Origin of the sequence: Actinoplanes italicus, from assembly GCF_003001815.1 — a bacterium.
Taxonomy (GTDB): Bacteria; Actinomycetota; Actinomycetes; order Mycobacteriales; family Micromonosporaceae; genus Actinoplanes; species Actinoplanes italicus.
Genome location: NZ_PVMZ01000012.1, coordinates 268,724 through 285,634, shown reverse-complemented (window position 1 = coordinate 285,634; position 16,911 = coordinate 268,724). Strand labels below are relative to the sequence as shown.

At 70.9% G+C, this 16,911-nt stretch carries 15 protein-coding genes; 6 read left to right on the top strand and 9 right to left on the bottom strand.

All coding sequences use genetic code 11. The features are described from left to right. Nucleotides 1-9: 9 nt before the first annotated feature. The 3 genes from CLV67_RS28265 to CLV67_RS28250 all read left to right on the top strand — a co-directional run bounded on the left by CLV67_RS28265 (nucleotide 10) and on the right by CLV67_RS28250 (nucleotide 2,782). Entirely contained in the window at nucleotides 10-510 is a 501-nt protein-coding gene (locus CLV67_RS28265; RefSeq protein ID WP_146169315.1) for a hypothetical protein, read from the top strand. Nucleotides 511-721: 211 nt separating this feature from the next. Continuing rightward, nucleotides 722-1,336, top strand: coding sequence for a hypothetical protein (locus CLV67_RS28260; RefSeq protein ID WP_106323726.1), 615 nt, complete (start codon nucleotides 722-724; stop codon nucleotides 1,334-1,336). Between the two features lie 447 nt (nucleotides 1,337-1,783). Then, the gene (locus CLV67_RS28250) at nucleotides 1,784-2,782 is read left to right on the top strand and encodes a DMT family transporter (protein ID WP_106323646.1); all 999 of its coding nucleotides are present in this window, start codon (nucleotides 1,784-1,786) and stop codon (nucleotides 2,780-2,782) included. Nucleotides 2,783-3,005: 223 nt separating this feature from the next. Here CLV67_RS28250 and CLV67_RS28245 read toward each other — a convergent pair whose 3' ends face one another. Continuing rightward, nucleotides 3,006-3,962: a TolB family protein gene (locus CLV67_RS28245; RefSeq protein ID WP_106323644.1), complete on the bottom strand. Its 957-nt coding sequence runs from the start codon at nucleotides 3,960-3,962 to the stop codon at nucleotides 3,006-3,008. Between the two features lie 672 nt (nucleotides 3,963-4,634). On the opposite strand from CLV67_RS28245, the gene trmB reads away from it, so the two are divergent. Next, entirely contained in the window at nucleotides 4,635-5,315 is a 681-nt protein-coding gene (gene trmB / locus CLV67_RS28240) for a tRNA (guanosine(46)-N7)-methyltransferase TrmB (protein ID WP_106323642.1), read from the top strand. Nucleotides 5,316-5,448: 133 nt separating this feature from the next. Further along, a complete protein-coding gene (locus CLV67_RS28235; RefSeq protein WP_249037971.1) occupies nucleotides 5,449-7,818 on the top strand; it encodes an ATP-binding protein in 2,370 nt (789 codons plus the stop codon). Here the strand turns inward: CLV67_RS28235 and CLV67_RS28230 are convergent. From CLV67_RS28230 to CLV67_RS28220, 3 genes are all read right to left on the bottom strand, one after another. Next, a complete protein-coding gene (locus CLV67_RS28230; protein WP_146169314.1) occupies nucleotides 7,815-8,399 on the bottom strand; it encodes a hypothetical protein in 585 nt (194 codons plus the stop codon). The genes CLV67_RS28235 and CLV67_RS28230 overlap by 4 nt on opposite strands. A gap of 58 nt (nucleotides 8,400-8,457) precedes the next feature. Further along, nucleotides 8,458-10,254, bottom strand: a complete 1,797-nt coding sequence (gene ggt, locus CLV67_RS28225) for a gamma-glutamyltransferase (protein ID WP_106323638.1) — start codon at nucleotides 10,252-10,254, stop codon at nucleotides 8,458-8,460. Nucleotides 10,255-10,323: 69 nt separating this feature from the next. Then, nucleotides 10,324-11,850: an alpha/beta hydrolase gene (locus tag CLV67_RS28220; protein WP_170154029.1), complete on the bottom strand. Its 1,527-nt coding sequence runs from the start codon at nucleotides 11,848-11,850 to the stop codon at nucleotides 10,324-10,326. A gap of 133 nt (nucleotides 11,851-11,983) precedes the next feature. Between CLV67_RS28220 and CLV67_RS28215 the strand changes: the two genes are divergently transcribed. Then, on the top strand, nucleotides 11,984-13,060 hold the full coding sequence (locus tag CLV67_RS28215) for a PQQ-dependent sugar dehydrogenase (protein ID WP_170154030.1): 1,077 nt from the start codon (nucleotides 11,984-11,986) through the stop codon (nucleotides 13,058-13,060). Between the two features lie 3 nt (nucleotides 13,061-13,063). Here CLV67_RS28215 and CLV67_RS28210 read toward each other — a convergent pair whose 3' ends face one another. The 5 genes from CLV67_RS28210 to CLV67_RS28190 form a co-directional block, all read right to left on the bottom strand. Further along, nucleotides 13,064-13,315 (bottom strand): hypothetical protein, encoded by a 252-nt coding sequence (locus tag CLV67_RS28210; RefSeq protein WP_170154028.1) that lies wholly within the window; start codon nucleotides 13,313-13,315, stop codon nucleotides 13,064-13,066. An 89-nt stretch (nucleotides 13,316-13,404) separates the two neighbouring features. Then, on the bottom strand, nucleotides 13,405-13,668 hold the full coding sequence (locus CLV67_RS28205; RefSeq protein ID WP_106323632.1) for a hypothetical protein: 264 nt from the start codon (nucleotides 13,666-13,668) through the stop codon (nucleotides 13,405-13,407). Nucleotides 13,669-13,683: 15 nt separating this feature from the next. After that, a complete protein-coding gene (locus CLV67_RS28200; protein WP_106323630.1) occupies nucleotides 13,684-15,333 on the bottom strand; it encodes a sodium:solute symporter family protein in 1,650 nt (549 codons plus the stop codon). Between the two features lie 35 nt (nucleotides 15,334-15,368). Beyond that, nucleotides 15,369-16,028, bottom strand: coding sequence for an HAD family hydrolase (locus CLV67_RS28195; protein ID WP_106323628.1), 660 nt, complete (start codon nucleotides 16,026-16,028; stop codon nucleotides 15,369-15,371). Further along, on the bottom strand, nucleotides 16,025-16,879 hold the full coding sequence (locus tag CLV67_RS28190) for an LLM class F420-dependent oxidoreductase (protein WP_239166595.1): 855 nt from the start codon (nucleotides 16,877-16,879) through the stop codon (nucleotides 16,025-16,027). The genes CLV67_RS28195 and CLV67_RS28190 overlap by 4 nt, the downstream gene beginning before the upstream one ends. Nucleotides 16,880-16,911 lie beyond the last annotated feature (32 nt).

Here is a 16,911-nt window from a genome sequence, read left to right as displayed (position 1 = left end):
TGGGAGCCGGTGGCGGGTACTCCACGCTGGGCGGTGATCGCGGCGTGGGCGACCGTGTGGTGCGTGATCCCCTCGTCGGTGTGGCGGTCGGCGGCCGGTTTCGGCGCCGGGCTCGGCATGTCCGACGAGTGGCGCGAACTGCAGCGGATCCCCGGTACCGGCACCGTCTACGTCCTGACGCTCAGCGTTCTGTCGATCGCGTTCGCGTCGCTGACGCTGGGCCTGGTGTACCCGTGGGGCGAGCGGATCCCGCCCCGGGTGCCCCTGGCCGGCGGCCGTGACCTCCCCACGTGGCTGGTGGCCGGACTCGCCATGGCCGGCGTGGTGCCGCTCGCCGTGATCGTGTGGCTGAGCATCGTGAACTGGGACGTGCTCATCGGGGCGGCGGGCCGGCCCACGACGGGCTGGACGACGCTCGCCACGGCCTGCTACCTGCCCGCCACCCTGTGGCCGATTCTGGTCACGGCAGTGACCTTCGCCTATGTCCGGCGCCGCACCGCCGCCGAGTGACCCGCGTCGCAGCTCGCCTCCACACCCCCTCTTTCCGCGTTGGGAATGTCGTACCCGTCGATTAGAATGTATGTACGAAAGAGGGGACCTGAGCTGCGGATCTTCAGGCTTCTGGAGGCCCTTTGCGGCCTGATTTCCGCAGTGCGAGCGAGGAGACGACGTGACGATCTCGACCACCACCCCCGTGCCCGTGATCCCTCCGTACGCGACGATGCTCGGCTTCACTCGGTACGTTTCCCGAACCGGCCCGGCGAAGGCCACGTTCGTCGGCGGCCTGCGCAAGCAGCGGGAGCGGCGGAGCGGCTTCAACCCGCACGGCCAGCTCGTGAAGGCACTGAAGGCCGACATCGCGTTCCGCACCGGCGGCAGCTACCTCGGCGGCGTGGTCGATGTGGTGAAGGACCGATGGAAGCCACTGTATGAGGCACTGAGCGCCGGTGCCCGCGCCTATCTGACCTCGCTCGGCGACCCGGAGCAGGTCAACCTGGCGCAGACCCGCGACGCGATCGCCACGGTCGGCCCGCTGGCCGTGAAGATCAACCCGCACTTCGGGCTGCGCTACGACAGCGGCCGCCGGGAGGCCGTCCGCATCCACTTCGACGAGGAGCCGCCGAGCCCCGAGGCCGCGATGGCGATGCTCCACCTGATGGCCCGCCACATGGACCAGATCCTGCCCAACGCCGAGCCGGTCCTGGTCGACCTCCGCCGCGGCGTCACCCACCGCATCGACCCGTCCGCCCGCCCGGCCGACGTCGAAAGCTGGCTCGCCGGCGAGGCGGCCGCCTTCACCGCCATGTGGTCCGCCACCGCCGCACCGGCCGCCTGACGAACTCTCACCGCCCGGCCATCCGTTCCGCCGCCTCCTGATTCCGGCCGGGCACGTGCCACCCCACGTGCCCGGCCGGCCCGCCTTCAGCAGCCCGGATGTCCGGCTTTTCGTCCGGCCCCGGGACGGCCTTCTTGTCCAGCCTCCGGACGGCCTTCTTGTCCAGCCTCCGGACGGCCTTCTTGTCCAGCCTCCGGACGGCCTTCTTGTCCAGCCTCCGGACGGCTTTCTTGTCCGGCGGCGCGGGTGCTGTGATCCGGGCCGCCCGGCGGGCTGAAACGACCGGGGAGCGGCTAAGCTGCCCGGCGTGAGTCCCTTTCCCGGCGTTCTGCCGCCGCCGCGCTCCTGAACGGAGCGCCGCCGCGCCGATCCAGCATGAGCTGATCGGCAGTTTCGCCTTGCGCTCCGTCGCCGTTCTCTGACGACTCACTTCCTTTCGGAGCGCACGTGTTCATTTCGTACTTCTCGTCTGCCTTCTCGTCCGCGGCGGCCGGTGCACGACTCAGCCTGCTACAGGTCTCCGCCGCCGGGATCCTCTGGGGCACGGCCGGCGTCGTCGTCCAGGTCGTCGCCGAACAGACCGGGCTCGAAGCCCTGGCCATCGGCTTCTACCGGCTGGCGGCCGCCGCCGTCGTCATGCTGCTTCTCGGGTTCCCGGCCCGCCGCCGGATCTGGGCGGCGTTCCGGGCCGCACCCGTAGCGGTGACCGTCGCGGGCGTCGGTCTCGCCGCCTACCAGGGGCTCTACTTCGTGGCCGTACGGCTGGGTGGCGTCAGCATCGCCACCGTGGTCAGCCTCGGCATCGCGCCCGTGCTGCTGAGCGCCTGGGAGACCCTGCGCACCCGGCAGCGTCCCGGCACCGCCACCCTCGCCGCCTCGGTGGCGGCGATCATCGGCCTGGTCCTGATCGGCGGCGCCACCATGGAGCCCGGCGCCTCCACGGCGGCCGGGCTCGGGCTGCTCGCCGCCATCGGCTCGGGCGTCGTCTACGCGGCGTCCACCGCGATCAGCCGGCACACCATGCAGGGCGTCGAGCCGCTGACCCTGACCACCCTGTCCTGCACGATCGGCGCGATCTCGATCCTGCCGCTAGCCGCGGCCGAGGGACTGGCCTTCACTCCGGAGGCGGGCCCGATCGCCCTGCTCATCTACGCGGGCGCGATCACCACGGCGCTGGCGTACGCGCTGTTCTACACGGGACTGCGCCGGATCTCCGGAAGCGTCGCCGTGGTGGTCACCCTGCTCGAACCGCTCACCGCCGCCCTGCTCGCCGTCCTGCTGATCGACGAGCCGCTCGGCCTGGCCACCATGATCGGCGGGGGCCTGCTGCTGGGTGCGGTGGCCGCCCTCTACCTGGACGCCGGCGACTCCCCCGAGCACTCGGAACCCGGCCCGTTCCCCGCCACCGACACGACCCCGGACGGCCGCGCGGCGACTCACCACTGATCCGCGCCCGGACGCTGCCGCCACCCCGAACGGCGGCGGCAGCGTCCGGGTGCGGCTGCGTCCGGGTGCGGCAGCATCCGTGCGGCAGCGTCCGGGTGCGGCAGCATCCGGGTGCGGCAGCGTGCGGGTGCGGCAGCGTCCGGGTGCGGCAGCGTCCGGGTGCGGCAATGTCCGGACTGGCTGCGGAGGCTCCGAGTAGCGGGAGGGGCCGGGATCGATCGGGTCAGCGGGTGGTGGGCTGGACGCTGGGCTGGGAACCCGCCCGGAGCAGGGTGCGTGTGCCGTTCGTCAGGGCCAGGACGGCGAGCCAGCTGCCACCCCTGTTCCGGCTGGTGATCACGGCCCGGTCAGCGTCGATGTAGGCGAGTTCACGGTCCAGGGCGCTGCCGACGGTTCGTTTCGTACCGGTGGCCACGTCGTATTCGACCAGGTGGACCGGCTTGCTGTCGGCCGGGGTCTCGCCCTCCTGGTAGGCGGTCCAGGACAGTTTCCGCCCGTCGGCACGCCAGCTGGGCACTACCGCGTAGCCCCTGTTCTGGAGACTGCCACCGCCGTACGCCGCCACGGTCTTCTCCGCCCCGTTGTCCACCGTCCCGATGGTGAGGCAGGCGTCATAGGTCGACTCGCAGTCACCGCCGCGGAACGCCAGCCGGGTGCCGTCCGGTGACCAGGCGACCGCGTCGTCGTGGCGGAGCCGGTCGTTCAGCGAGCCCGTAGCCGCGGCGGCCTCGGCCTCCTCGGGCAGTTCCTCGGTGCGGCAGTCCCGGGGAAACAGCACCTCCGGCTTCGCGTTGCCGGTGGATGGGATCCGATAGACACCCGGACCGCCGGTGCAGGACAGCGACGCGAACGCGATCCACCTCCCGTCCGGTGACCACGACGGCCCGGCCGCCGGGCGTGTGCTGAGCCGGGTCTGCGCGCCGCCGTCCGCCGACATCGTCCAGAGCCGGCCCTGGCGCAGAAAGGCGAGCCGCCGTCCATCCGGCGACCAGCGCGGCCGGGAATGTCCGCCACCCGTGGTCAGGCGCTTCTCCGCCGCGCCCGCACCGACGTAGACATCCCCGCCCCGCACGTAGGCCACCGTTCCCGGCAGCCCCGCGGCCTGCCCCGCTGCCGGCTGGATCAGCGCGCCACTCAGGCCCACCGCCAGCACGAACGCCACTCGACCGACCTTTCCCATGGCCGAACCCCCCAAGTCCCGCCTGTCACCTACACCCCTCAGAGTTCGTCGCAACCGTTCCGCACCTGAGCCGTTCCCGGCCGGAAACCCGAAAGGCCCAGCCCGCGCGCCCCTCCCGTGGTGACCTGCGGCTCGCCGGTGGGCGCTAATCACCACACAACAGCGCCGAACGGCGTACGTGGTCACCAGCGGCTCGCCGACGGGCACAGATCACCACACAACAGCGCCGAACGGCGTACGTGGTCACCTACGGCTCGCCGACGGGCACAGATCACCACACAACAGCGCGGAACGACGCGCGTGGCGACCAGCGGCTCGCCGACGGGCACAGATCACCACACAACAGCGCGGAACGGCGCGCGTGGCGACCAGCGGCTCGCCGACGGGCGCGAATCACCACGCAAAGGGGCGGAACGACGTGGGTGGTGACCTGCGGCTCGCCGGTGGGCGCGAATCACCACACAACAGCGCGGAACGACGTGGGTGGTGACCAGCGGCTCGCCGACGGGCACAGATCACCACGCAAAGGGGCGGAACGGCGTGGGTGGTCACCTGGGGCTCGCTGGTGGGTGCGGGTCGCCCCGCAAGCCGGGGTGTCGGGCGCGTTGGGCGTACCGAGGAAGGGGTTGGGATTTCGTTGTGGGTGGTGGCGGGTTCTAAGGTTGGCGCGCCATGAATGAGACCGGAACCTCCGCAGCCAGGCCGATTCGCACCTTCCATCCGCGACGCGGGCGGATGAGCAGCCGCCACGCCGACGCACATGCCGCGCTGTGGCCGCGGTTCGGGCTGATGGTCACCGACGGTGACCGGACGCCGCTGGATCTGGCCGAGTTGTTCGGCGCCGGGGTTCCGGTGGTGCTGGAGATCGGGTTCGGGATGGGGGATGCCACGGCCGCGATGGCGGCGGCGGATCCCGGGCGGGGCTATCTCGGTGTCGAGGTTCACACGCCGGGGATCGGCAACCTGCTGGCGCTCGTCGGGGAGCTGGGACTCGGCAATGTGCGGGTGGCCTGCGGCGATGCCATGCAGCTGGTGCACCGGATCGCGCCGGGGGCGCTGGACGCTGTGCACGTGTTCTTCCCGGATCCGTGGCCGAAGGCCCGGCATCACAAGCGGCGTCTGATCCAGCCGGCCAATGTCGCGCTGCTGCGGGATCGCCTGCGGCCGGGCGGGGTGCTGCACTGCGCGACCGACTGGCCGGAGTACGCGGTGGCGATGGCGGAGACGCTGGACGCGGATCCCCATCTGCGACGCCTGCTGGAGAAACCGCACGGGCGGCCGGAGACGAAATTCGAGCGGCGTGGTGCGGTGGCGGGCCGGCCGATCACCGATCTGCGGTACGAACGGAGCTGAGACCGGGCCAAAGACCTGCGCCCGACCGGCCGACTCTCAGTATGACGGGGCACACCGGGACGCGCGGGCCAGCCGCAACGATTTGCCGGTTTTAGCCCTTTCGCGCATCTAGGCTTGAGGGTGGAGGTCGGCCATGCGGCAGGAAGGCCCCGGTGACGCCGGGCGGTCCGGGAGAGCGCAAGCGGCGGGAGCCGCGGCACCGGCACGCGTGGCCGGACTCCACGGGGGGACGGCCGTCGACGAGCGTCCAGGCTCGCCGACGGCCGCCGCGAACCCGAACAGCACCGCGAACCCGAACAGCACCGCGAACCCGAACAGCACCGCGAACCCGAACAGCACCGCGAACCCGAACAGCACCACGAACCCCAACAGCACCACGAACCCCAACAGCACCACGAACCCCAACAGCACCACGAACCCCAACAGCACCACGAACCCCAACAGCACCACGAACCCCGGAGAAGCCAGGAGCCGGAGAAACACCGGTTTTCTGGGTACGTCGCTGCACCGCGGAATCCTGACCAGCGGATCGGCCGACCAGCTCGCGGCGTTGACGGCCCGCGCCGCCGCCGCTCCGAGTGCCTGTGTGCAGTTCGTCGAGGGGAACCGGCTGCGCCTCTACGGCAGCTGGGGTGTGGCGGCGGACTGGGACGAGGTCAGTCACACCAGCTTGGAGGACTCGCTCGGCGGCATCGTGGTGCGCACCGGGGACACACTCGCGATCCGGGACGCGCTCGCCGACGACCGGGTGCCGGACGGGGTGCTGCGTGAGCACGGCGGCGCCTACCTGGGTTACCCGGTGCACGATCGGATGGGCATGGTGCTCGGGGTGTGCTGCGCCTACGACCACCGGCCGCGGGACTGGACGGCCGAGCAGGTGGCCGCCGTCGCTGAGGCGGCCGAGGTGGCGACCCTGCTGATCGGTGAACAGCTCGCCCGCTACGAGCTGGAGCAGCAGCACCGGTTTCTCGATGCGGTGCTGGACAGCCTGCACGATGGGGTGGCCGCGTGCGACGCCGACGGCGGGGTGGTGTTCGTCAACGAGCGGATGCGCCGGCTGTGGGGCGACTCGCCGGTCGAGGACGTGACCGGGCTGACCGACGGCTCGGGGATGCCGCTGCGGCGTGACGAGCTGGGACTGTTCCGGGCATTGCGCGGCGAGCGGGTACGCGACGAGCCGATCGCGGCGCACGGGCGGGGCACCAGGACCAGGTACTTCCTGATGGACGCGCAGCCGATCCGCGGGGTGGACGGCGGGGTCGCCGGTGCCGTGCAGGCGGTGCAGGACGTGACCCGGCAGCGGCGGGCGGAGCGGTTCCGCAGCTGTGAGCTGGCGGTGACGACGGCGCTGGCCGGAGCGCCCAGCATCGAGGCCGCCGGCCCGCGGGTGCTGGAGGCGGTGGTCGCGACCCTCAACTGGGTGCACGCCGAGCTGTGGACGGTCGACGGCCAGACGATCCGCGCGGCCGCACGGTGGAGCGCGCCGGGCTGGCCGTCGGGGATCCCGGTGCCGGAGCGGCTGGCGTACGGCCAGGGCCTGGCGGGCCGGGCCTGGCAGGTGGACAAGCCGCTGTGGATCCGTGACGTGGGCCGTCCGCAGAGCCTGATCTCCCCGGACACCTCGGCGGACCGTCTGCACACCGCCCTGGCGATCCCGGTGCACGACGGTTCCGGGCCGATCGGGGTGCTGACCGTTTTCGCCGACTCGGTGGAGGATCCGGAGGACGAGCTGGTCGCGCTGATGTCGGGGATCGCCGCGCATCTGGGGCAGTTCGTGGAGCGGCGCCGGGTGGAGGATCTGCAGCGGCAGCTGACCAGGAGCAAGGACGAGTACCTGGCACTGATCGGGCACGAGCTGCGCACCCCGCTCACGTCGATCAGCGCGTACACCGAGCTGCTGCGGGAGGCCGACGAGCCGACGCTCGTCCGGGACGGTCCGCGCCTGATCAAGGTGATCGAGCGCAACACCAACCAGCTCCGCGAGATCATCAACGAGCTGCTGGAGTTGTCGGCGCTCGACGCGGGGCACGCGGACGTTCGGCGTACCCCGATGGATCTCGCCGCCGTGGTCCGTGAGGTGGTGGACCGGGCGCGCGTGGCGATCGACGGGTCGCCCGTGGTCATCGACGCCGACCTGCCGGGCGAGCTGATCATGCCGGGCGACCGGGACCGTCTGCGGCACATCGTGGAGAACCTGCTGGGCAGCGCGGTCCGGTTCAGTCCGGACGGCGGCCACGTGGCGGTGTCGCTGCGCAACACCGGGCGGACCGCCGAACTGGCCGTCTCGGACGCGGCGGCGGACGTGCCCCGCGCGGAGCGGGAGCAGCTGTTCACCGGCCATTTCCGGACGGCACGCGGGCATGATCGGGTGGTGCTGCCGGGCAGCGGCCTGGGTCTGACGCTGAGCCGTGCGGTGGTGGAGAAGCACGAGGGCAGCATCGAGCTGACCGGCGGCGACTCGGGCACGACCGTGCTGGTGCGCCTCCCCCTGGAGATCCGTTAGTCGGTGGGGCGGCCGCGGCGCTCGATGTCGCGGTGCACCTCGGGATCCCACTTGGAGGCGTCCCAGTCGTCGCTCTGCAGGATGGTGCGCGGGCGTCCGCCCAGGTCGGGACGCCCGGTCTCGCGGCGGACCTGTGCCCGGGTCATCAGCACCCCGGCGAGCAGGGCGCCGAATCCGGCGAGGCTCATGGCGGCCTCCGGCAGGGCCGGCAGCACGAGCAGGTTGGGCAGCGCGATCAGCACCACGGCCAGGAACAGTCCGGCGTAACCGGCCGCGCCGGGGCCGGTCGGCCGGACCCGGTGGGCGCTGACGATCCAGACGATCGTGGAGACGACCAGGCCCACGATGCACACGAACAGCACGAGGTTGACGATCAGCAGGCTGAGCGTCAGCCACGCCTCGGTGCCGGACACGGTCGGGTCGACGGCGCCGCTGGCCAGCCGGTCCGCCACCGAGAGCAGCAACGCGGTGACGAGCGCGACGACCACCAGGTAGACCGCACCGAACCGGATGACCCTGCGGGTGGCCAGGGAGAACGTCTCCAGGTTGCCCTCGTCCGGCGCGAGATTCTCGAAACTCATGTCCACTCCCCGATCGATCGGTACATGATCGCCGATCGACCGGGGAGTTCGCAGGTTCTCAGCGGGTGGGGTGCACCACCGCGGCCGCTCCCCCGCCACGGCGTGACGGCTCAGCGGAGGCGATGAAGCCGCCGCCCCGGGTGAACTCGATGGCGGTGGCCGCGCCGAGCTCCGGGGTGTCGGCGCCGAACGTGTGGCCGAGCGGGGTGAGCGAGGGCCCGTAGAGGGTCCGGAACGCCGGTTCGGCCTGGATGCCGGCGCTGTTGCGCTGCGAGGCGCGCGGCGCGGCCATCGCCTCGGGCAGGGTCATCCGCAGGTCGAGCCGGTTGACCAGCAGCTGGGTGACCGTGGTGATGATGGTGGCGCCGCCCGGCGAGCCCAGCGCCAGGAACGGCCTGCCGTCCTTGAGCACGATCGTCGGCGACATCGAGCTGCGCGGGCGCTTGCCGGGGCCGGGCAGGTTCGGGTCGGGAGCGGTGCCCTGCGTCGGCGCGAAGTTGAAGTCGGTCAGTTCGTTGTTGAGGAGGAAACCGCGTCCGGGTACGACCATCGTGTTGCCGCCGGTCGCCTCGATCGTGAAGGTGTACTCGACGACGTTGCCCCACCGGTCGGCGACGGTCAGGTTGGTGGTGCTCTGCCCCTCCTCGACCGGTTTCCCGGCCGCGGTCGTCGCGCATCCGGAGCCGTTCAGGTCGCCCGGCGCCACCGGCTTGACCAGGGCCTTCGTGCGGTCCACCAGGCACGCGCGCTGCTTCGCCCAGCGATCCGAGATCAACTTCTTCAACACCGAGGGATCCGTGTACGCCCCCACGTACCGATTCCGGTCGGCGAACGCGAGCGCCGTCGCCTCGAGGTACTGGTGGAGCTTGCCGGTCGTGGTCGCCGAGCCGGGCAGTCCCGCCTCGATGATGTTGAGCGCCTCGCCGACCGCGGTGCCGCCGCTCGACGGCGCCGACATGCCGTACACGGTGAGCCCGCGGTAGTCCGAGCGGGTCGGCTCCGGGTGCCGCAGACGGTATCCGGCCAGGTCGGCGCGGGTGAGCACACCCGGCCGGATCGGGTACGCCCAGGCGCCCCACGGGTCGGCGGCGACCGGCGGGTGCTGGACGGTCTCGACGATGTCGCCCGCGACGGCCCCGCGGTAGAACACGTCGGTTCCCTTGCGCGCGATCAGCCGGTACGTGTCCGCCAGGTCGGGGTTGCGCTGGATCGAGCCGACCGCGGGCGGCGCCCCGCCCGGCAGGTACAGCTCGCGGCTCGAGGTGAACTGCCCGAACGCGGCGGCGTTGTCGGCGACCTGCTGACGGAACGTGGCGTCGACCTCGAACCCGCGTTCGGCGAGGCGGGCGGCCGGCTGCAGCGAGGCGGACAGCGACCGGGTTCCCCACTTGCGCAGCGCGGACTCCCAGGTGGCCACGGTTCCCGGCGCGCCGGCGGAGAGGCCGCTGACCCGGGCTTCGGCGAAGTCGTACGGCAGCCCGTCCGCCGGGTCGATGAAGTACTTCTCGGTCGCGGCCGCCGGCGCGGTCTCCCGTCCGTCGATCGTGGAGACGCGTCGCGTCCGCGCGTCGTAGTACACGAAGAAGCCACCACCGCCGATGCCGGCCGAGAACGGCTCGGTCACGCCGAGCGCCGCGGCGGCGGCGACCGCGGCGTCCACCGCGTTGCCGCCGCGCCGCAGCACGTCCAGCCCGATCGCGGTGGCGTCGGCGTCGACGGTGGCGACCGCTCCGCCGTACCCGATCGCGGTCGGCTCCTTGATCGCGGCGTGCCCGCCCGCGACCGCCGGCGGTGAGGTGGCCACGAATCCCAGGGTGGTCAGTGACAGCGCTGTCAGCGCGGGCAGGAACCGCATCAGCCCTCCAGATTGGACATTCTCGGTCGTCCATATCTGCCTACCGGGACGGAGGCGGATAAGCAACGCTCAGCCGACCCCGAACGGCTTCGGCTCGACCGCGGGACAGGTCGCCGGCTCGGGCGGCAGGCTCAGGTCGGTGAGGTAGCGGTCGACGGCCGCGCTCACGCACTTGCTGTGGCTGTACGCCACGTGGCCCCAGCCCTGGTAGGTGAGCAGCCGGGCGGACGGCCCCAGCTGGCGGGTCACCTGCTGCGCCCAGGGGTAGGCGGTGGCCGGGTCGTACCGGGCGTTGACCACCAGGACCGGGCTGTCGGCCGGCGGGATCGGGCGCTGCGGGTTGACGGGCGCGGCGGCGCGTCCGAGGCAGCCGGAGACCGCGGTCAGCGCGAGCGGTGAGGCCTGCATCTGCGGCGCCTTTCCGGCCAGCGCGCGCAGGCGGTCGCGGTACCCGGTGAAGCCGTTCATCGGCAGCGCCCAGTCCTGGCAGATGACCGCCGGGAAGCTGTGCGGGGTGATCTCCTCGAGCCGCGGGGCCGCCGACCGGGCCAGCAGGGACGTCGTGGGCGCCGGGTCGTGCGCGTCCTTCAGATAGTGGGCGAACGAGTACCACTGGGGGTCGTAGAAGGCGCTGAACGCGGCGGAGATCAGGTCCCACGGCCGGATCCGGCTCGGCGGGTCGTACGGGTCCACGAGTGTCCCCGCAGTGGCCCGTTTCATCAGATCGGCCCAGATCACGCGGAGGTCCTGTCCGCGCAGGACGCACTTCTCGTCGCGGCCGCACCAGGCCACGAACTGGTCGAACGCCGCCTGAACGGCCTCGGCGGTCTGGTTCAGGAAGGCGTCCACACCGGCGCTGTGGTCCATCACACTGTCCAGGGCGAGGGCCCGTATCCGGTCCGGGTACCGCTCGGCGTAGAGCTGGCCGATCAGGGTGCCGTACGACGCCCCGTAGAAACTGATCTCGTTCACGCCGAGCGCGATCCGGACCGCCTCCATGTCGCGGACCACGCTGATGGTGTCGGCGTGGTCGTAGACCGGGCCGCTGCGGCCGGAGCAGTCCGCGGCCAGCCGCCGGTTGTAGTCCTCGGCCTTCTTGAACTCGTCCTCGCTGGTGAACAGCGGCGGCGGTTTCGCGTCGACCAGATCCTGGTCGCACAGGATCGGCGCGCTGCGGCCGACACCGCGCGGGTCGATGCCGACGATGTCGAACCGGCGGCGCACCTCGGGGTTGAAGAACTCGTGGTCGAGGGCGAGGTTCATGGCGGACACACCGGGTCCGCCGGGGTTGACCATCAGGGTGCCGATCCGGGCGGACGCGTCGCCGGCCGGGCTTCGGGCCAGTTGCAGGTCGATCTGCGGGCCGAGCGGCGCGGACCAGTCCACCGGCACCCGCATCGTGCCGCACTGGACGCGTTCGTCCTCGGGACAGGGCTTCCAGTTGATCGGTCCGGGGACGGGTTCGTGGCGCAGGATCCGGGGCGGCACGCCGACAGCCCGGTCGGCCAGGGCCGGTTGTGGCGCGTACCCGAGAAGGGTGGTGAGGGTGAGGATCGCGGCCGTGACCGGCCGTCCGATGGCTCGCAAAACCCACATCTCCGCCCTGCGCGGCCCGGTACCGCACCGGACCATCTTGGTCCGGATCCTGCCCGACTTCCGGCGAATAGCGCCATTTAGCACGTATTGGGCACAGGGCAACATTCGCGGATCGTGGCAGGGTGGAGTGATGATGTTCCGCCGATCACTCCTCGCCGCCGCCCTTCTCACCGCGGGCTGCTCCACCGGCGGGGAGACGGCACCGCCGACCGTCGCACCGGTCCCCACGGTCTCGGCACCAGCCGCCCCGGCCGCCGCGTCCCCCGCGGCCGAACCCGATCTGGGCGCCCCCGAGACGGTCGCCACCGGCCTCGACGTGCCGTGGGGCCTGGCGTTCCAAAAGGACGGCAGCGCGCTGGTGGCCGAACGCGACACCGGCCGCATCCTGCGGATCACACCGGGCGGACAGCCCGCGGAGGTCTACCGGGTGGCCGGCGTGCGGTCCGGCGGCGAGGGCGGCCTGCTCGGCCTGGCCGTGCGCGACGACTGGGTGTACGCCTACTTCACCGCGGCCCGGGACAACCGGATCATCCGGTTCAAGCTGTCCGGCGGCGCCCCGGAAGTGATCTTCGACGGGATCGTGCGGGGATCGCGGCACAACGGCGGGCGGATCGCGTTCGGTCCGGACGGGATGCTCTATGTGGGCACCGGGGACGCGAGCGAGGAGGAACGGTCACAGAACCGCGAGGACCCGGCCGGCAAGATCCTGCGGCTCACGCCGGAGGGCCGTCCGGCGCCGGGCAACCCGTGGGCGGGCTCGCCGGTCTGGAGTCTGGGCCACCGCAACGTGCAGGGCATCGCCTGGGACGCGCAGGGCCGGATGTACGGCATCGAGTTCGGTCAGGACCGCTGGGACGAGGTCAACGTCATCGAGGCCGGCAAGAACTACGGTTGGCCGGAGGTCGAGGGCCGCAACGACGACGACCGCTACGTGAACCCGATCGTGCAGTGGGGCACCGACGACGCGTCCCCGAGCGGCGCCGCCGTGGCCGGCGGCACCCTCTACGTCGCGGCCCTGAAAGGCGAACGACTCTGGACGGTGCCGCTCGGCGGCGGCTCGACGAAGGCGGAGTTGACCGGGAAGTATGGACGGCTCCGCACGGTCGCCGTGGCGCCGGACGGTTCGTTGTGGCTGACCACCTCGAACACCGACGGCCGCGGCGACACACGCGACGGAGACGACCGGATCCTGCGTTTCCGAGCCGGCTGAGGATCAGCCGCCCGGGGGAATCGGCGGCAGCGACGAGATCGCCGACGCGTACTGCGAGACCTGGCGTTTGTTGGGCACGACCCCATAGATCTTGAGCTGATCCTGGATGGCCTGCTGGACGGTGTCCTCCGACTGACCGCGATGCGTCTGCATCACCTTGTTGACGACGTAGTCGACACGTAGCTGCACCTGCCAGCCGATGGGCCGGCGGGAGGCCTCGGTAGCGAGGCCGCTGATTGAGGCGAGGGGTTCCATGCCCAGGTAATCGGCCGGACCAGGGCCCGGGTTGACGATTCGTGGCCCCCCTGAAACCACTTCACCGCCCGGGCACACCCGACCGGCAATCAATCCTCGCGAACCGGCTGCTCCGCCTCCGGCTCGGGCTTCGGCTCCTTCGGAGGGTTGAGACGCAGCCAGAGCAGCATCAGAAGGCCCACGGCGAGCATGCCCAGACCCATCCAGAGATTGATGCGTACGCCCTGCGCCTTCTCCAGCTCCGACGGGCCGTCGAGGACGCCGATCAACGTGACGATCACGCCGTAGACCACGAACAGGCCGCCGATCACCCGTCGTACGTCGAACAGGCGCGCGAGTTTGCGTTCCGCCATGATTCTCGCCTCCCTTTACCAGACGGGGATGTACAGCGCGATCGCCAGGACCACGGCCACGACACCCAGCAGTACCGGGTTACGCCACCAGACCCGGTCGGCGGCGACCGTGTCGCCGGCGGTCATGCCGCCCATGCCGTACACCAGGCCCTGCAGTTCGTCGTCGCGTTTGCCCGGGGTGAACGGGGTGATCACCAGTGCCACCACGACGGCGGTCACGAAGGCCAGACCGGCACCCCAGAAACTCTGCTCCAGGTCGGAGTTGAACTTGACGACCTCGGTCAGGTGCGCGATGTAGAGGGCGAACGCGGCCAGGAAGCCCAGCAGCAGCGACCAGAACCCGGCCCACGCCGACATCCGCTTCCAGAACATGCCGACGATGAAGGTGGCGAAGAGCGGCGCGTTGAACAGCGAGAACAGCGCCTGGATGTAGTTCATGATGTTGTCGAAACCGGCCGCGATGAACGCCGTGCCGATACCGACCACGATCCCGGCGACCGTCGCGACGCGGCCCACCCGTACGTAGTAGGCGTCGTCCCGGTCCTTGCGGACGTACGTCTGCCAGATGTCATAGGTGAACACCGTGTTGAAGCCGCTCACGTTCGCGGCCATACCGGCCATGAACGACGCCACCAGACCGGTCACCGCGACCCCGAGCACGCCGTTCGGCAGCAGGTCACGCATCAGCAGCGGGATGGCGTTGTTGTAGGTGAGGTCGCCCTCCGGCGCGCCCAGGCCCTGCACGGTGACCAGCGCGATCAGGCCGGGGATCACGGTCACGGCCGGGATCAACAGCTTCGGGAACGCGCCGATGATCGGGGTACGCCGGGCCGCGCTCATGTCCTTGGCGCTGAGTGCCCGCTGAACCTCGGCGAAGTTCGTCGTCCAGTAGCCGAACGACAGCACGAAGCCGAGCCCGAACACGATCCCGATCCAGCTGGCGCCGAGCGGGTTGTCGGTGCCGCCGGTGTTCGACCAGGTGTGCAGGCCGGCCTCGCCGAGCGGGCCCTGGCGTACCTTCTCGAAGAGCCCGTCGATGCCGCCGACCTTGACCAGGCCGATGATCGTGATCGGCAGGAGGCCCGCGATGATCACGAAGAACTGCAGCACCTCGTTGTAGATCGCCGCGGAGAGGCCACCCAGCACGATGTAGGCGAGCACGATCACGGCGCCCACCACGATCGACGTCCAGAGCTGCCAGCCGAGCAGAGCCTGGAGGATCAGCGCCAGGGCGTACAGGTTGACGCCGGCGATCAGCACCTGCGCAACCGCGAAACTCGCCGCGTTGAACAGGTGGGTGGGCCGGTTGAACCGCAGCCGCAGGAACTCGGGGACGCTGCGCACCTTGGAGCCGTAGTAGAACGGCATCATCACGATGCCGAGGAAGACCATGGCCGGCACCGCGCCGATCCAGTAGTAGTGCAGCGTCATCAGGCCGTACTGCGCGCCGTTCGCAGCCATGCCGACGATCTCGAGGGCGCCCAGGTTGGCCGAGATGAAGGCCAGTCCCGTCACCCAGGCCGGCATCGACCGGCCGGAGAGGAAGAAGTCGGCGCTGCTGGTGATCGCGCGGCGGGCGGCGAACCCGACGCCGAGAACGGTGACGAAATAGATCGCCAGAATCAGATAGTCGACGAACCCCACGTCGAGCCGGAGTCCCGTCACGGGTCACCTCCATGAGTGTGACCCGCGACGTACCCCTATCGATGAAGGTTTGAAACCGCCTCAGGGGTCACCTCGGTGATCGCCTTCACCACCAGCGTCGCCCCGGCCAGCGCGTCGTCGGCCGGCGGGTAGACACCGTGCGGCACGGCGATCACGGTGAGACCGGCCGCGGCGGCCGAACGCAGGCCGTTGCTGGAGTCCTCGACAGCGGCGCAGACCTCCGGCGTGAGGCCCAGCTTCGCAACCGCCGTGAGGTAGACGTCGGGGTGCGGCTTGCCACGCGGCACCTCCTCGGTGGAGAGCGTCACCTCGAAGACACCGGTCAGCCCGGCGGTCTCCAGCACCTGGTCGATCAGGATCCGTGCGGACGAACTGGCCAGCGCCAGGCGGTATCGCCCGCTCAGCGCCCGCACGGTCTCCACCGAGCCGGGAATCAACGGGAGGGCTTGGCGATAACGTCCCGCCATGCGGCCCAGGACGTCGGCGGCGACCTCTTCGGCGGTACGGGGAACGCCCACCTCCTCAGCGAGGTGCGCGGACCACTCCCCCGTGCTCATGCCCATCATCCGGTCCTGGCTGTCGGGCAGGAACTCCCGTCCGAACTCGGCGACGTAGCCGCGCCGGACCTCCTCCCAGACCTCCTCGGTGTCGATGATGACGCCGTCCAGGTCGAAGACGACCGCCTCGATGCTCACAGGTCCCTCACCGCCTCCACGTGCAGGGCCAGCTGCCCGGTCTTCTCCCACACGTCACGGACCGAGCCGTGCATGACCGTGATGCCCAGCCCGGCGAACCCGCGGGCCGCCTTCTCCGTGTCTGCCGGGTCGTCGGTGAACCGGTAGAGCACCGTCTTCTCGATCTCGTCGTAGTCGCGGCCGACCGCGTCACAGTGCCGTTTCAGCACGTCCAGCTTGTGCGGCAGCGCGTCGTTCATCAGGTTGCAGGCGTCGGCGTACTTGGCGACCAGCAGCAGCGTCTTCTTCTCCCCACCACCGCCGACCAGGATCGGCGGACGCGGGCGGCTCAGCGGCAGCGGCGAGTTCAGCGGGCGGGTCAGCCGGTAGTGCACGCCCTCGAACGCGGCCTCGCCGCCGTCGAACATCTGCCGGCAGATCCGCAGCGCCTCCTCCAGCCGCTCGAACCGCTCGGCCGTCGGCGGGAACGGCAGGCCCAGCCCACGCGACTCCTCCTCGTTCCACGCGGCGCCGATGCCCAGCATCGCCCGGCCGCCGGAGAGCACGTCGAGCGTCGTCACCGCCTTGGCCAGCAGGCCCGGCTCGCGGTAGACCACCCCGGTCACCAGGGTGAGCAGTTTCGCCCGGTGGGTGTGCGCCGCCAGGAAGCCGAGCGCCGTGTAGGCCTCGAGCATCTCCTGTTCGGGCGGCCCGTTCACGTGGATCTGCCAGACGTGGTCCATCACGCTGATCCGGTCGAAGCCCGCGTCGTCGGCGGCCGACGCGATGCCGGCGAACACCGGCCCGAGCCGCTGTGCACCGTCGGGCCAGGTGAAGGAAGAGATGTGCAGGCCGAGTTTCACATCGATCACCCTATCCAATTTCTGTACGTTGCGTGACGGCC

Excerpts from the sequence above, each read along its gene's own strand:
- CLV67_RS28260 (WP_106323726.1), top strand. The coding sequence starts at position 722 with ATGCTCGGCTTCACTCGGTACGTTTCCCGAACCGGCCCGGCGAAGGCC.
- CLV67_RS28245 (WP_106323644.1), bottom strand. The coding sequence starts at position 3,962 with ATGGGAAAGGTCGGTCGAGTGGCGTTCGTGCTGGCGGTGGGCCTGAGT.
- trmB (WP_106323642.1), top strand. The coding sequence starts at position 4,635 with ATGAATGAGACCGGAACCTCCGCAGCCAGGCCGATTCGCACCTTCCAT.
- CLV67_RS28235 (WP_249037971.1), top strand. The coding sequence starts at position 5,449 with ATGCGGCAGGAAGGCCCCGGTGACGCCGGGCGGTCCGGGAGAGCGCAA.
- CLV67_RS28230 (WP_146169314.1), bottom strand. The coding sequence starts at position 8,399 with ATGAGTTTCGAGAATCTCGCGCCGGACGAGGGCAACCTGGAGACGTTC.
- ggt (WP_106323638.1), bottom strand. The coding sequence starts at position 10,254 with ATGCGGTTCCTGCCCGCGCTGACAGCGCTGTCACTGACCACCCTGGGA.
- CLV67_RS28220 (WP_170154029.1), bottom strand. The coding sequence starts at position 11,850 with ATGTGGGTTTTGCGAGCCATCGGACGGCCGGTCACGGCCGCGATCCTC.
- CLV67_RS28215 (WP_170154030.1), top strand. The coding sequence starts at position 11,984 with ATGTTCCGCCGATCACTCCTCGCCGCCGCCCTTCTCACCGCGGGCTGC.
- CLV67_RS28210 (WP_170154028.1), bottom strand. The coding sequence starts at position 13,315 with ATGGAACCCCTCGCCTCAATCAGCGGCCTCGCTACCGAGGCCTCCCGC.
- CLV67_RS28205 (WP_106323632.1), bottom strand. The coding sequence starts at position 13,668 with ATGGCGGAACGCAAACTCGCGCGCCTGTTCGACGTACGACGGGTGATC.